A 14,693-nucleotide genomic window follows, 5' to 3' on the forward strand; every position below is an offset into this window, starting at 1 on the left:
TTATAGTTCTTCAAAAAAATCATCTTTAAAACCAATAAGATACAATTTTTCTTTGGCTCTGGTTACAGCTGTATACAGCCAACGCAAATATTCTTTATCTATACCATTAGGTAAATATGGCTGTTCTACAAATACGGTATGCCACTGTCCTCCTTGAGATTTATGACAAGTTATAGCATATGAAAACTTTACCTGTAGTGCATTAAAGTGTTTACTTGCTTTTATTTTTAAAAACTTCCGGTAATTACTTTCGTTTTCGAAATCTTTAGCTACTTCTTGGTATAACCTGTTAGAATCTTCATAAGACAACGAAGGGGTTTCTGCGTTAATTGTATCTAAAAGTAATACGGTTTCAAAAGGTCTCATTCTGGGGTAGTCTACCATTCTTATTTTAACTGTTGCAAACCTAAAGCCATAGAGGTCTTCAATTTTAAAAATTTCTAAAACTTCAATAATATCACCATTGGCAATAAAACCAGCTTCGGTAGTTGGTTTAATCCAGAAATAATTGTTTTTAACTACCATTAAATAATCACCAGCAGATAATTCGTTTTCATTAAAAAGGATTCTACTTCTTATTTGTTGATTGTATAAATTAGCGCGTTTGTTACTTCTTACAATAATGGCGGTTTCTTCATTACCTAAATTACTATACGCATCATTTATTGCATCCATAATGTCATGCCCATCAATAAGCCTTACAATGTCTTTAAACCCTTTTAAATCAAATTTAAAATAATCAAACACTTCATTTGATAAAGCTTCGCGCAGCACCGTAGCATTCATTAAGATACCAGAATCTTGCTCTTGTCTTACCACTTCGTCTAATTCCATTTTACTAACTTCTTTGTTGTAATTTAAGCTCAACGTATTTTCATTTAACGCCGGACTTAAATCTAATCTTACAGGAGGCAATTGAGCGGTATCTCCAATTAAGAGTAATTTACATTGGTGACCAGAATATACGTATTGCATTAAATCATCTAACAAAGAACCGTTTTCAAAAAGTTTAGAATCTCCAGGAGTATCAGGAATCATAGACGCTTCATCTACAATAAAGAGCGTATTTTTATGCTTATTTGGCTGTAGTACAAATTTAACGCCTCCCCCCTTTTCTTTTTTAGGGAAATAAATTTTTTTATGAATTGTAAACGCCTCCTTTTTAGAATAATTTGAAATTACTTTAGCAGCCCTACCTGTAGGCGCCATTAAAACAGCGCTTTTTTTGGCTTTCCATAAATGAGTAACAATTGTACCTATAATTGTAGTCTTTCCTGTTCCGGCATAACCTTTTAAAATATATAAGGCATTTGGTGATTTACTAAAAATAAAGTTAGATAATTGCTGTAATACAATATCTTGTTTTAAGGTAGGTTGAAACGGAAACTGCTGTTTTATAAGCGAATAAAATTCTGAACTTGTCATTAAAAAATAAATTATTCAAATATAGAATGATTTTTATTGAATTGGTGTTTTAACCATTAAAAAAAAATTGTAGATTTGCGAAAGACCTTTGATAACTTTTTAATTAAAATAACAATATAACAATGTTAAAATTTATTCTTATTGCTGTTGGTGTAGTACTATTAACTATTGTATTGGTTAAATTAGTAGACAAATTTGTACCAGTAAAACTAAAGCCTTTTTTAAGCATATTACTTTGGGTATTGATAGGATACCTTGGCTACCAAACTTACCAATCTATTTATGAACCAATTAAATTTAATAAGATTAAGAAGAAGCGTTATGCTCAAGTAATAGAAAGTTTAATAGATATAAGAGATGCACAACTAGCACATAAAACAGTTACAGGTAAATTTGCTCAAAATTTTGATGGATTAATCAAGTTTGTTGATACAGCAAAATTTACTATAACACAACAAAGAGATTCTACTGTTAAAGATGTTGAAATGACCAAAAGATATGGTGTTGATATGACTAAGGAAATTGTTATTATTGATACTTTAGGTTTTGCTCCTGTTAAAGACTCTTTATTTAAAAATTCTGATAGGTACAAAACTATGATGAATGTACCGGTAGGTAAACCAGGTGAAAAATTTAAAATGGAAGCTGGGTTTATAGAGCAAAATGGTTTAAACATACCTGTATTTGAAGCATCTGTTAAAAAAGATGTTATTTTATACGATTTAGATAAAGATTTATTAGTGCAAGAAAACCAAGTAGTTTCTGTAGATGGTGTTAACGGTGATGCCTTAAAAGTAGGATCAATGGAAGAGGTTAAAACTAATGGGAACTGGCCTAAAACATATGGCGATAACGAATAGTAATATAAATAAACTAACTAATAAACAATTGTCCATTCAACTTAGTTTGAATGGACTTTCTTTTTGTATTCTACAAAAAGACACTAATACTATTTCTACTTTAAAAACTATTGACTTTAATAGAAAACTAAACCCCATAGAACTTTTAGATGAATTAAAAGGGCTATTCAACACAGAGCCACCCTTACATGACAACTTTGATAATATTTGCATAATACACGATAATGAGTTATCTACACTAGTACCCAAACCTCTATTTAACGAAGATGCTTTAGCAGATTATTTAAAATTCAACTCTAAAATTCTAAAGTCTGATTACATTACTTATGATAATGTTTTGCTAAGCGATAGTGTTTGTGTTTATATACCTTATATAAACATTAATAACTATTTAATTGATAAATTTGGGGCATTTACTTTTAAGCATATTTCAACCGTATTAATTGAATCTATTCTTCAATTAGAAAAAAATGCAGAAGTAACAAAAGTTTATGTAAATGTTAGCGCTAGCCACCTTGAAATAATAGTTGTTGAAAAGGCTAAATTAATATTCTACAATACCTTTGAGTATATTACTAAAGAAGATTTTATTTATTATATTTTATATACTGCCGAACAGTTAAATCTTAATCCAGAAGTTTTTAATTTAGTATTTATAGGTGATATTAATAAAGATGATGAGTTTTATAAAATTACCTATAGGTATGTGAGACATATAACTTTTGGAAACAGAAATGATACTTTTAAATTTATAGAAAACACAAAAACAAATTATTCAAACTTTGCTTTAATTAAAAGTTTTTAATGCGTATAATATCAGGAACATACAAAAGGCGTAAAATTGTTGCACCAAAAAACCTTCCGGTTCGCCCAACAACAGATATGGCAAAAGAATCGTTATTCAATATCTTAAATAATTCATATTATTTTGAAGATATTTCTGTGCTAGATTTATTTGCTGGTACTGGTAATATTAGCTACGAATTTGCATCAAGAGGAACAACAAATATTATTAGTGTTGATGAAAATTTTAATTGCATTAAGTTTATAAATAAAACTGCAGAAGCCTTTGAAATGCCTATACAAACCATAAAAAGTGATGTGTTTAAATTTTTAGAAAAAGCTAAAATTCAATCTGATATTATTTTTGCAGACCCTCCTTATAACTTTACAACAGAACAATTTTTAGCTATATCAGATCTTATATTCAATAATAATTTATTACTTGATAATGGTGTGCTAATTATTGAACATTCTAAGCATACAGATTTATCAAATCATATTTATTTTGATTATTCAAAAAGTTATGGCGGAAATACCTTTAGCTTCTTTAAATTTACTAAAAAATAGCCTCTTTTATATATAATTCCCTTTTTTTTCAGTATCTTACAAACCTCCTTAAGAGTCCCAGACTCTATTTAGTACTTCTCTCAAATTAGAAAAGCAGCTGTTTTTCTTGTCATGTTTATGGGCTTAAAAATTGTATTACTAACTTTTAAACCATAAATAAAATGAAAACTATTAAATTACCTTTTGTATTAGCAATTCTTCTCTCGTTAAATGTAACTTTTCTATCTGCTCAACAAGCTTTTCAAATTCATCAAGATAATGTAAAACCATCAAAAGCTTCCGAATATGAGAAAATTGCAAAAGAATTTAATGAGGCTAGTATAGAATACAATTTACAAACCTCATGGGTAACTGCCATGAGAGATGACTTTACCTATTATTACATTTCCCCTATTGAAAATTTTGCTGAATTAGATAAAAATCCTTTTGAAGATATGGCCAAAGCCATGGGAGATAAATTTGGAGAAATGTTTGAAAACTTTGATAAATGCTATGATTCTCACGGAACTTACCTCTTGTACAAAGTAGATGAACTAAGTTACAAGGCTCCTGAAGGTACTGATGTGTCAGATCAAAACTATCGTAAATGGATTTTAATGTACTATAAACCTAAAAACGGATCTAAAATAAAAGAAGGCTTGAAAGCGGTAAAAGACATGTTTATTTCTAAAGAATCAAAAGAATATTACAATGTTTATCAAAGTGGTTTTGGCACTATGGAAAACTATTATTTAATTTCTGTACCTGCGAAAGATGAAGTTGAAGGTGTCCAAAGAGCCAAAGCAAATCAAGACGTTTTAGGCCCCGATAGATATGAAACTTTTAATAAAGTTATAAAATATGTAGAAAAAATGGAAGAATATTCTGGCTGGATAAGACCTGATTTAAGTTATTCACCTAAATAAATACAACCTACCTTAACCAACCTATTTTAACCATAAACCCTTCTTGTAATTAAGAAGGGTTTATTAGTTTTTAAAAGTAAATCTGTAAGCCGAATTCTGTACTTCTTTTAGCAAAAACACTAAAAAAAGCCCTTATCATTTATCTAAGAGTATTGTTACCAATACACTTTAGCTGTCTACCCTCCAACATTGGACGCGCAACCCTTAAACGTTGGTATACATGACATTGCACCATATAGAGTTTACCTGATTTCACTACAGCATTACCTGTACATACTTTCTGTTGCACTTTTCCTAGTTTTACAACCGGTGGCCATTAACCACTATATTGCGCTACGGTGTTCGGACTTTCCTCTACTATAAAATAGCAGCGATAAGGCAATCTACTTCTGCAAAATTAAGTAAACTAATTTTTTTTAATCATAAAAACATCTGTTATTTATTTAAATATTAATTTATTTCTTTAATTCATTTTTTTTTACTTTATTTGGTTAACCAAATTGGATAACCAATTTTAAAAAGACAATTCAACTAAAATATAATGAGAAAACCTACTCAAGCTCAATGGCATTTATATGTTTGTTTTATAATGCTAATTGGGTGTATTATGCCATCTATGGCACAACTAGTTCCTTCTGATTTGATGGATAATTGTAACCAATGGAAAATAACATACCCAACAGGAGAAGAAGATAAAACTTTATGTGGTGAACCTAATAACGAATTCTTTTACGTAAATGGTACTGGTAATGCTATTGTTTTTCGTGCTCCCATAAGAAGTGACAATGGCACTACCCCAAATTCTAGTAACATTCGTTCTGAACTAAGAGAAAGAGTCTCTGATGGTAGCGTTGATATATATTGGACAACCGAAGGCACTCATATGGTTTATGTTAAACAAGCTATTACTAATTTACCAATTAATAAACCTCATTTGGTAGCAACACAAATTCATGGAAATAAAGATGATGGTATTGATGATGCCATGGTATTAAGGTTAGAAAACTCACACCTATTTTTATCATTTAATGGAGGCAATTTAAGGAGCGATGTAACTATTAAAACAAATTATGCATTAGGAACCATTCATGAAGTTATTTTTCTAATAAAAAATGGTAAGCACTATTGTTATTATTCTGAAGATGGAAATTTATTAAATGCCTATAACAATAACAATGCCGATACTTATTTAGTTAAAGATGGTACTAATGATTATGTTTTAGACTTAAATTATGATGATTCTTACTTTAAAATAGGTAATTACACCCAAAGTAATCCTGTTGAAGAAGGAGACGATACAGATGACCCAAACAATTATGGCGAAGTTTTGGTATATGATTTCTTTGTAAACCATGACGATGTAAGTGTCACCGGGGTAACGTTATCTCCTGAGAATGTCGATGTATTAGTTGGAAACACACAACAATTAACTGCATCAATAAGTCCTGCAACAGCAACTAACCTTGGTGTAACTTATCATAGCAACAATAACAGTGTAGCAAGTGTAAATTCAAACGGATTAGTTACAGGAATAGCAGAAGGTTCTGCAATTATAACCGTAACAACTGATGATGGCAATTATATTGATACTTGTGTAGTAAATGTAATAGCAGAAGCCACAACCCCAAACTTAGCACTAAACAAACCAATTACAGGAACTGGTGTTCATGATGATGTACACGAAGTGTCCAACCTAGTTGATGGTTCTACTAACACAAGATGGTCTGTTTCTGGATTCCCTCAAACCGCTACAATAGATTTAGGTGCTATTTATAATGTAGGTAGAACCGAGTTAGTTTGTTATAATAATAGAGACTATCAATTTACTGTATCTATCTCAAACACAGAGAATGGCACATATACTCAAATAGTAAACAGATCTAATAACACTACCCCCGGAAGTAGCACAAACCCTATAGTTGATACCTTTGAGGGCGTAAACGGACGTTTTATTAAACTAACAATTCTAGGAGCCGAAACCTATACGGGTTCTTGGAGCAGTTTAATGGAATTTAGAGTATTTGAAACTGAAAGTTTATCTATCAATGAAATAAACAATACATCTGAAGTAAAACTTTGGCCTAATCCAGCAACAAACCAAGTTAACATAGAGTTTAATAATATTTTTCATACTTTAAAAGTTTATGATTATATAGGTAAATTGGTTGTAAATCAACCTATTAAAAACAATTTGGTTGATACCTCTAATTTAAAGTCTGGTCTTTATATTTTTCAACTATCAGGCAATAATAGTACCGTTTCTAAAACTATTATCATTAAAAAGTAAGTGTTGATTATATATTACAGAGGTAGGTATAAAACTCTCACGCCTACCTCTTTTATTTAGTTGTTAATAACTCCTGTTAAATTCTGACTTCAAAATTCAATTTTTTTAATTGAATTTTTAACTTTGTTATATTCATATTAGCATTTAAATTCAGTTAAATTGGAACACTTTGTAGTATCTGCAAGAAAATACAGACCACAGTCCTTTAAAGATGTTGTTGGCCAACAGGCTATTACAAATACCCTCTTAAATGCTATTGAAAATAATCATTTAGCACAAGCACTACTTTTTACAGGACCTAGAGGTGTAGGCAAAACTACTTGTGCTCGTATTCTTGCCAAAATGATTAATAGTGAAGGAAATGAAACTGAAGAAGACTTTGCTTTTAATATTTTTGAGTTAGATGCAGCTTCAAACAACTCGGTTGATGATATTAGAAATTTAACAGATCAAGTTAGAATTCCACCTCAAGTTGGTAAATATAAAGTGTATATTATTGATGAGGTACACATGCTTTCTCAAGCCGCTTTTAATGCGTTTCTTAAAACATTAGAAGAACCACCAAAACATTGCATTTTTATTTTGGCAACTACTGAAAAACATAAAATAATACCAACTATTTTATCGCGCTGTCAAATTTTCGATTTTAAACGTATTACAGTAAAAGATGCTAAAGAGTATTTAAAACATATAGCCAAAGAGCAAAATATTGAAGCTGAAGATGATGCACTGCATATTATAGCTCAAAAAGCAGATGGTGCTATGCGTGATGCACTTTCTATATTTGATAGAGTTGTGAGTTTTTCTGGTAAAAACCTAACTAGAAAAGCCGTTACAGAAAATTTAAATGTGCTTGATTATGAAACTTATTTTAAAAGCACCGATTTAATTTTAGAAAATAAAATACCAGAATTACTTCTACTTTTTAACAATACCCTTTCTAAAGGTTTTGATGGGCATCATTATATTTCTGGTTTAGCATCGCACTTTAGAGATTTACTTGTTAGTAAAACCGAAAACACCATAAAACTTTTAGAAGTTGGTGAAGAAACTAAACAAAAGTATTTAGAACAATCTAGAAAAGCCAGTAGGGAATTTTTAATAAAAGGAATCGATTTGGCTAATGATTGTGATCTCAAATATAAAAATAGTAAAAACCAGCGACTTCTGGTTGAACTTTGTTTAATGCAACTTGCCTCTATCACTTTTGATGGAGAAAAAAAAAAATAGCAAACATTACATAATTCCCGCATCTTATTTTAAAAATAAGGGCATAACTCCAATTCCAGTATCGGTTCCTAAGCAATTAAACACTGATAAAGAGAAAGAAGAATCAATTAACGAAAATGATATTAACAATAATCCTGTTAAATCATTTCAAGTAAAAGAACCACCAAAAATTGTATTAAAACAAGAAAAAAAACGTACTTCTGGTCTGTCTTTAAAAAGCTTAAAAGCAAAAAAAGAACATCAAATAAAACAAATGAATGTTGTTATTGATGAAGAAGATTTGCCAAAAGAACCCTTTACAGAACAAGAGCTAATAAAAGTATGGAATACATATATTGATACTTTGCAAAGTCAAGGAAAACGTAATTTAGCTTCTATATTATCAATAGACACTCCAAAAGTAAAAGACACTATAATACATTTAGAGTTTCCTAACTCTACAAATAAAGTAGAAGTAGAGCGCAATCAGTATGATTTGTTGGCCTTTGTAAGAAAATCGTTAAATAATTTTGACATCAATTTATCTATCACGGTTAATGAGGTCTTAGAAAAACAATATGCCTATACACCTATTGAAAAATATGAAAAGCTAAAAGAAAAAAACCCAAATATTGAGCTTTTAAAGAAAACATTTAATCTAGATGTATAAAGCGTTATATAAGATAATCCTGTTATTAATTTTACCAATAATCATTACTTTTTGTAGTTGTGAAAGCAGACAATCTAAAAATGATTTATTGCAAGAGTCTATTTCTAAATACAAAAACGATTTTAAATTAATTGAAGTTAAGAATTATTACCCCAAAACCTACAATGAGATTATTACAGATACCATTTTAAGTAATGGATACACTGTAAAAATTAAAACATTTACAGACATGAACAACGCTGTTTCTGTTGTGTCTAAAACATCTACTATATGCCAAACAGACTACTATAGACAGGTTACATCAGAAGTAGTTGTATTTAAAAACAATAAATTAATTTTCAATAAAAGCTTTAATAGCAACTTTTTAAAGCAACATATTTTTGAAAATAAAAACTCAAATAATTTTATAAATAATTACGTTTATGTTGATGAAGCAGTTTCACTAAATTCAAATAAATTAGTTTTAATTGCTTCTCAAATTTCACCAAAAAGCAATACAAAAGACATTTATAAAATTGAAATTGACGAAACAGGATTATTTACATTGAATAAGTTAAATTATGCTAGGACTTAAATTACCAACAGACCCAAGATGGGTTAACATAGTTGAAAAAAATATTGAAGAAATTTTAACAGACCATGCCTTTTGTGAGCAAAAAGCAACTAGTACCGCTATATCTTTAATTGTTAGTTTTCCTGAATACACAGAATTAGTTCAAGAAATGGTAGCACTTGTAAAAGAAGAAATAAGTCATTTTAAAATGGTACATGACAAAATTCTTGAACGCGGTTGGGTTTTAGGTAGAGACCGAAAAGATGATTATGTTATTAAATTAGTTAAATTTTTTCCTAAAGGAGGTAGCAGGACTACTCAACTGGTTCACAGATTACTTTACGCGGCTTTAATTGAAGCTAGAAGTTGCGAACGGTTTAGATTACTTTCTGAAGAACTAGAAGACAAAGAACTTGCTGAATTTTATAGAAAACTTATGGTGAGCGAAGCCAATCATTACACCATGTTTTTAGGTTTTGCTAGAAAATATGGTAATAAAAAAGAAGTTGACACCAAATGGCAACAACTTCTTGAATATGAAGCAAAAATTATGTCAGATTTAGGAAAAAAGGAAACCGTACACGGTTAATTTTAAAATTTATAACCTATTCCTATTTGAATATTGCTGTTCTTAGCAGTAACATCTAAAGCTTCATCAAATATATTTGTAATTCCGTAAGTATATCTTGCATCTGCAAACAGCATGTGGTTTATTTTAAATTCAATGCCGCCAACAGCAGAATAAGCCATATTTTTTACACCATCTTCATATTTATGAACTTTTAATCCCGCTTGAGGACCTATAGCTAAATGAAACTTTTCACTTAACCTAACTCTTAATAAAATAGGCATTTGAATATAATCTAAATGTAATTTTTCATCATTAGCTCCTTCAGCAGAAAACTGTAGTTCTGGAACTAAAGACAGTATTCTTGATAAGCCTATATTGGCAAATGCACCAAAATACACACTGTTTCTGTGTTTATTTTCAAGAAATGGTGTTTCATCAAAAGCTAGATTTGAAATATTGAAACCACCTCTTACACCATATTTTATTCCTTTAGAAACAAAATTGTTAGTATTAGTAGAATCGGTAGTGGTTTGTGCTAAATTTTCTTCTTGCGAAAATCCATAAACAGAAAACACAAGTAATACTGCAGATAGTAATATTTTTTTCATAAATAATAAATTTGGGTCTATAATTTATAGCAATTATATACCACGAATATATGTTTTATAATTAAATTCCTATATTTTACAAGGTAAAATGCAAAATTTTACTGTGTATTACTTGAAACGGTATTGTAATATATGCTTTTTATGATGCCATCTGATAGTCCTATTTTAGGAACATAAATGTGTTTTGAGTTACTCCATTTCATAGCAAAAAGATAAATTCTCATAGCTGGAATTATAACATCTGCTCTATCTTGATTAAGTTCTAGTTCTGTAATACGTTCTTCATAAGAGTATGTTTGAAGTGTATTATAATAAGATGTCATGTAAAAATACGAAAGCGGTTTTCCTATTTTTTTACCAGAAATTTTAAATATTTTATTAATGTTACCTCCAGAACCTATAACATTTATTTTGTGATAATCTGCTGTGTTAATTTTAATCCAATTTTCTAACTCTTGCCAAGTTTCATTTTTAACCATATCATTTAACAAACGAACAGTACCTATTTTAAATGATTTAGAAACAACAGGTTTCCCTTGGTAAAAAACTGTAAACTCTGTACTACCACCACCAACATCAACATATAAGTATGTTTTAGTTGTATCAATATATTTATTTAGGTCTGTTGCAGCAATTATAGCAGCTTCTTCTTCTCCATTTATAACATCAATGCTTATACCTGCTTCTTTTAAAACTTTTTCTACAACTTCTTTTCCGTTAGTAGATTCTCTCATAGCAGAAGTTGCACAAGCTTTATATTTTACTACTTTGTGAGATTTCATTAAAAGTTTAAAAGCTAACATGGTATCTACAATACGCTGTGTATTTTCTTTTGAAATTCTTTTTTTAACAAAAACATCGGCTCCTAGCCTAATGGGAACCCTAACTAAAGAATTTTTTTTAAATCTTACGGGTTTGCCTTTTTCTTCTATTATATTAGAAATTAATAATCTTACAGCATTTGAACCTATATCAATTGCTGCATATTTTTTTATTGAAAGCATATTAATTTTTAAGCTTTTCTAAATAATAATCATAAATAGCAACTTGAGATCTTACTTTTGGATTATTATTGGTTCTATATTCATTTTCTTTTGAAGTGTTGATAAGTCTAGCCTTCACATTATCACTCCAACAAATATTAAAAGTATCTATAACTTCTTGTTTTACATCGGGGTCATAAATTGGGCAACTTACTTCTACCCTATTATGTATGTTTCTAGTCATCCAATCTGCAGAAGAAATATAAACTTTAACATTATCTCCCTTTCCAAACATATATATTCTTGGGTGTTCTAAAAATTTATCAACTATACTTATTACTCTAATATTTTCGCTCATGCCTTTAATACCGGGAATTAAACAACAAATGCCACGAATTATCATATCTATTTTTACACCGGCATTACTAGCTTCATACAGCTTATCTACCATTGCATAGTTTGATAAACTATTCATTTTAACCCTTATGTATCCTTCATTTCCTTTTTTACATTCTTTTATTTGTTCATCAATTAATTTGAAAAACTTTTTTTCGGTATAATGAGGAGACACTATTAAGTGTTTATAGGTATAAACTCTATAATTTGTTTCAAAGAAGTTAAATATTTTATTTACTTCTTTTAATATAGGTTGATTATAAGTGAATAATGTATAATCTGTATAAATTTTAGCTGTAGACTCATTAAAATTACCTGTACTTATAAAGCCATAACGTTTAAGTTTTTTTCCTTCTTCGCGCTCTATTACGCACATTTTACTATGAACTTTAAGCCCTGGCACACCAAAGTGAAGGTTAACACCTTCTTTTTTCATTTGTTCAGCATAATAAATATTAGCTTCTTCATCAAACCTAGCTCTAAGTTCTATAGATACTGTTACGGCTTTACCATTAATGGCTGCGTTTATTAAAGCACTAGCAACATGCGATATTTCGGCTAGTCTATAAATGGTTATTTTAATGGTTTTAACTTTGGGGTCTAGAGCTGCTTCACGCAAAAATTTAATTATGTAAGTAAATGTATGATACGGTGCGTGTACCATATAGTCTTTTTCTGCAATAGCTTTAAAAAGGCTAGATTTTAAACTTAATCCTTTTACTTCTAAAGGTTTAATTTTTTCATACATTAAATCTGTTCTTCCTAAACTAGGAAAACTCATGTAATCTCGCTTATTATGATAACGCCCGCCGGGTATAACACTATCTGTATTATCAATACCCATTTGATTCATTAAGTACTCTAATGTATCTTGATCTATGGTTTTATCATAAACAAAACGAACTGGATCTCCTATTTCTCTGTGCTTAACACTATCAGATAGTTTTTCTATAAAGCTTTTACTTAAATCACTTTCAAAATCTAACTCTGCATCTCTAGTAATTTTAATCATGTGAGCCGAAATAGACTCGTAATCAAAAATGCTAAAAATATCACTTAAGCAGTATCTTAAAAGATCATCATACATTATAATGTAATTATGACCATTTTGTTTTGGCAAAACAATAAAGCGCTCTACACCTTTTGGTATTTCAATTAAACCAAATTGTTTAGTTCCGTCTTTCATCTGCATTTTCACAGTTAAATAGGCGGCACTATCTTTAAGGTTAGGGAGTTTAACTAAATCATTTAAAATAATGGTAACTAATGCAGAACTTACATTTTGGAAAAAGTAATTTTTAATAAAATCATGTTGATTGCTATCAACCTGAGTTTCATCAATTATATAAATATGTTCTTTCTTTAGTTCTTTATCTACTTCTTCTAAAATTCTAATACTTTCAGCCTGTTGTTTTATTACTATTTGAGTAATAATATCTAATAACTCTTTTGCTTTAATACCTCCAAGCTGATTTTTACCACCTTTACCAACCTCAACAATTCGTTTTACAGTAGCATATCTTACCTTAAAAAACTCATCTAAATTGTTAGAGAAAATACCTAAAAAACGTAACCGTTCAATTAAAGGTACTTTTTCATCAGAAGCTTCTTGTAAAACACGAGCATTAAATTGTAGCCAACTTATCTCTCTATTTATGTAAGTATCGTTGATAGTTTCAGTATCAATCATAGTATTAGGATTAGTTATCCTAACAAATATATTCTATTTAGATTGAAAAATAAATTGACTTACTTTAAATTTAATTAAAATTATATATAATTTTTTTAGGCATTACAGCTTCTTAGTTGGTGTTAACTAAACGTTATAAGCCCTTGCACCAATAAGTGCTCGGGCTATTATTAACGTTTCTATACTGTATTTAATACATTATTAATGGTGTACTGGGTCTTGTGTACAAGGACAATTGCTTATACCCTGTAAAAAGTCTATACCAATAGTTACAACATGAGTACCAGAGTTGTAGGCAGATAAATCGTTTGCTGTGATTTGATATGCATAGCCAAAATAAAACAATGATTTTTTAAACCCTACCATAGGACCTACATTTAATGGCTTAAAAAATTGATCATTTAAAAAACGATATGATATACCTGCCCAATAGTAATCTTCATTTCTATTGTATTTTCTAAATTTAAAGTTCACATCGGTGGCAGAACGTTTATCACTTGTATACATTTGATAAAAGACTGAAGGTTCAAACTCTAAACCACTTTTTTTAGGGCCTCTAAAGGTGTATCCAGAGTAAACCTGATAATTTAAAAGCAAGTTAGGTTCAAAAACCCTTTCAAATGAATCTAAATCTTTATCCAAAAGGTTATTTAAATTTAAACTTATAAAGAACCCTTTCATTCTAAACAAGGCACCAATATCAAAATTATGGTTGGTTGTTCTTCTATCATCTGTTACAAAAGGGTCTAATGAAGGGTTTTCATAAGTTGTATTAAAGTTGTCAATATCTATTCTAAAATTATTTATATTATACGAAATACCTAAAGACAAATACATTTTGGCATAATAGTCTAATATTAAATGGTGCGCAAACGAAAATTTAGCTCCTGTTTGTATAGTGTTACCATTTCTATCATTGTATAAAGATAACCCCACACCACTTCTATCTGCAATTCTTACATCTCCATAAAATGATTGGTTATCAGGAGCATCTTTTATACCAACCCACTGTGTTAAACCATTAGCTCTTAATTTTACATTATCACCTATACCTGCATAAGTTGGAGACACTACAAAATTATTGTCTGCTAAATATTGGGTAAATACAGGTAAGTTAAGCTCTTGTCCGTAGCTATATGTTACCAGTAAGAATGTTACGTATGTAAATAGTTTTCGCATTTTATTA

12 protein-coding genes, 1 other RNA gene and 1 pseudogene are annotated in these 14,693 nt (G+C 29.6%); 8 read left to right on the plus strand and 6 right to left on the minus strand.

The genetic code is table 11. The features are described 5' to 3' along the window. Complete coding sequence (locus J1D01_RS12405) at nucleotides 1-1,425, minus strand: ATP-dependent DNA helicase (RefSeq protein ID WP_372935553.1); 1,425 nt, start codon at nucleotides 1,423-1,425, stop codon at nucleotides 1-3. 122 nt (nucleotides 1,426-1,547) lie between these two features. Here J1D01_RS12405 and J1D01_RS12410 point away from each other — a divergent pair, with 122 nt between their 5' ends. The 4 genes from J1D01_RS12410 (at nucleotide 1,548) to J1D01_RS12425 (ending at nucleotide 4,540) form a co-directional block, all read left to right on the plus strand. Next, nucleotides 1,548-2,285: a hypothetical protein gene (locus J1D01_RS12410; RefSeq protein ID WP_372935551.1), complete on the plus strand. Its 738-nt coding sequence runs from the start codon at nucleotides 1,548-1,550 to the stop codon at nucleotides 2,283-2,285. Beyond that, entirely contained in the window at nucleotides 2,269-3,090 is an 822-nt protein-coding gene (locus J1D01_RS12415; RefSeq protein ID WP_421151043.1) for a DUF3822 family protein, read from the plus strand. Before J1D01_RS12410 ends, J1D01_RS12415 begins: the two co-directional genes overlap by 17 nt. Then, a complete protein-coding gene (locus J1D01_RS12420) occupies nucleotides 3,090-3,635 on the plus strand; it encodes an RsmD family RNA methyltransferase (protein WP_421151044.1) in 546 nt (181 codons plus the stop codon). Before J1D01_RS12415 ends, J1D01_RS12420 begins: the two co-directional genes overlap by 1 nt. Nucleotides 3,636-3,796: 161 nt before the next feature. Beyond that, complete coding sequence (locus tag J1D01_RS12425) at nucleotides 3,797-4,540, plus strand: hypothetical protein (protein ID WP_372935545.1); 744 nt, start codon at nucleotides 3,797-3,799, stop codon at nucleotides 4,538-4,540. A gap of 69 nt (nucleotides 4,541-4,609) precedes the next feature. Here J1D01_RS12425 and rnpB read toward each other — a convergent pair. Continuing rightward, nucleotides 4,610-4,930, minus strand: an RNA gene (gene rnpB, locus J1D01_RS12430) — RNase P RNA component class A. 151 nt (nucleotides 4,931-5,081) lie between these two features. Between rnpB and J1D01_RS12435 the strand changes: the two genes are divergently transcribed. From J1D01_RS12435 to J1D01_RS12450, 4 genes and pseudogenes are all read left to right on the plus strand, one after another. Beyond that, nucleotides 5,082-6,827, plus strand: a complete 1,746-nt coding sequence (locus J1D01_RS12435) for a polysaccharide lyase family 7 protein (protein WP_421151045.1) — start codon at nucleotides 5,082-5,084, stop codon at nucleotides 6,825-6,827. A 159-nt stretch (nucleotides 6,828-6,986) separates the two neighbouring features. Further along, nucleotides 6,987-8,706: pseudogene (gene dnaX, locus J1D01_RS12440) on the plus strand (DNA polymerase III subunit gamma/tau). After that, entirely contained in the window at nucleotides 8,699-9,280 is a 582-nt protein-coding gene (locus tag J1D01_RS12445; protein WP_421151046.1) for a hypothetical protein, read from the plus strand. Before dnaX ends, J1D01_RS12445 begins: the two are co-directional and overlap by 8 nt. Beyond that, nucleotides 9,267-9,848 carry a tRNA-(ms[2]io[6]A)-hydroxylase gene (locus J1D01_RS12450; protein WP_421151047.1) on the plus strand — a complete coding sequence of 194 codons (582 nt, stop codon included), beginning with the start codon at nucleotides 9,267-9,269 and terminating at the stop codon, nucleotides 9,846-9,848. The genes J1D01_RS12445 and J1D01_RS12450 overlap by 14 nt, the downstream gene beginning before the upstream one ends. Nucleotides 9,849-9,850: 2 nt before the next feature. Here J1D01_RS12450 and J1D01_RS12455 read toward each other — a convergent pair whose 3' ends face one another. The 4 genes from J1D01_RS12455 to J1D01_RS12470 form a co-directional block, all read right to left on the minus strand. After that, the gene (locus J1D01_RS12455) at nucleotides 9,851-10,438 is read right to left on the minus strand and encodes a porin family protein (RefSeq protein WP_372935535.1); all 588 of its coding nucleotides are present in this window, start codon (nucleotides 10,436-10,438) and stop codon (nucleotides 9,851-9,853) included. A 98-nt stretch (nucleotides 10,439-10,536) separates the two neighbouring features. Continuing rightward, nucleotides 10,537-11,442 carry a Ppx/GppA phosphatase family protein gene (locus tag J1D01_RS12460; protein WP_372935533.1) on the minus strand — a complete coding sequence of 302 codons (906 nt, stop codon included), beginning with the start codon at nucleotides 11,440-11,442 and terminating at the stop codon, nucleotides 10,537-10,539. A 1-nt stretch (nucleotide 11,443) separates the two neighbouring features. Beyond that, entirely contained in the window at nucleotides 11,444-13,507 is a 2,064-nt protein-coding gene (ppk1, locus tag J1D01_RS12465) for a polyphosphate kinase 1 (protein WP_421151048.1), read from the minus strand. A 201-nt stretch (nucleotides 13,508-13,708) separates the two neighbouring features. Then, on the minus strand, nucleotides 13,709-14,686 hold the full coding sequence (locus tag J1D01_RS12470) for a PorP/SprF family type IX secretion system membrane protein (protein WP_372935529.1): 978 nt from the start codon (nucleotides 14,684-14,686) through the stop codon (nucleotides 13,709-13,711). Nucleotides 14,687-14,693 lie beyond the last annotated feature (7 nt).

Origin of the sequence: Seonamhaeicola sp. NFXS20, from assembly GCF_049132085.1 — a bacterium.
Lineage (GTDB): Bacteria > Bacteroidota > Bacteroidia > Flavobacteriales > Flavobacteriaceae > Seonamhaeicola.

Bases quoted from the DNA above. Each gene is read 5' to 3' on its own strand.
- J1D01_RS12405 (WP_372935553.1), bottom strand. From the start codon at position 1,425: ATGACAAGTTCAGAATTTTATTCGCTTATAAAACAGCAGTTTCCGTTT.
- J1D01_RS12410 (WP_372935551.1), top strand. From the start codon at position 1,548: ATGTTAAAATTTATTCTTATTGCTGTTGGTGTAGTACTATTAACTATT.
- J1D01_RS12415 (WP_421151043.1), top strand. From the start codon at position 2,269: ATGGCGATAACGAATAGTAATATAAATAAACTAACTAATAAACAATTG.
- J1D01_RS12420 (WP_421151044.1), top strand. From the start codon at position 3,090: ATGCGTATAATATCAGGAACATACAAAAGGCGTAAAATTGTTGCACCA.
- J1D01_RS12425 (WP_372935545.1), top strand. From the start codon at position 3,797: ATGAAAACTATTAAATTACCTTTTGTATTAGCAATTCTTCTCTCGTTA.
- J1D01_RS12435 (WP_421151045.1), top strand. From the start codon at position 5,082: ATGAGAAAACCTACTCAAGCTCAATGGCATTTATATGTTTGTTTTATA.
- J1D01_RS12445 (WP_421151046.1), top strand. From the start codon at position 8,699: ATGTATAAAGCGTTATATAAGATAATCCTGTTATTAATTTTACCAATA.
- J1D01_RS12450 (WP_421151047.1), top strand. From the start codon at position 9,267: ATGCTAGGACTTAAATTACCAACAGACCCAAGATGGGTTAACATAGTT.
- J1D01_RS12455 (WP_372935535.1), bottom strand. From the start codon at position 10,438: ATGAAAAAAATATTACTATCTGCAGTATTACTTGTGTTTTCTGTTTAT.
- J1D01_RS12460 (WP_372935533.1), bottom strand. From the start codon at position 11,442: ATGCTTTCAATAAAAAAATATGCAGCAATTGATATAGGTTCAAATGCT.
- ppk1 (WP_421151048.1), bottom strand. From the start codon at position 13,507: ATGATTGATACTGAAACTATCAACGATACTTACATAAATAGAGAGATA.
- J1D01_RS12470 (WP_372935529.1), bottom strand. From the start codon at position 14,686: ATGCGAAAACTATTTACATACGTAACATTCTTACTGGTAACATATAGC.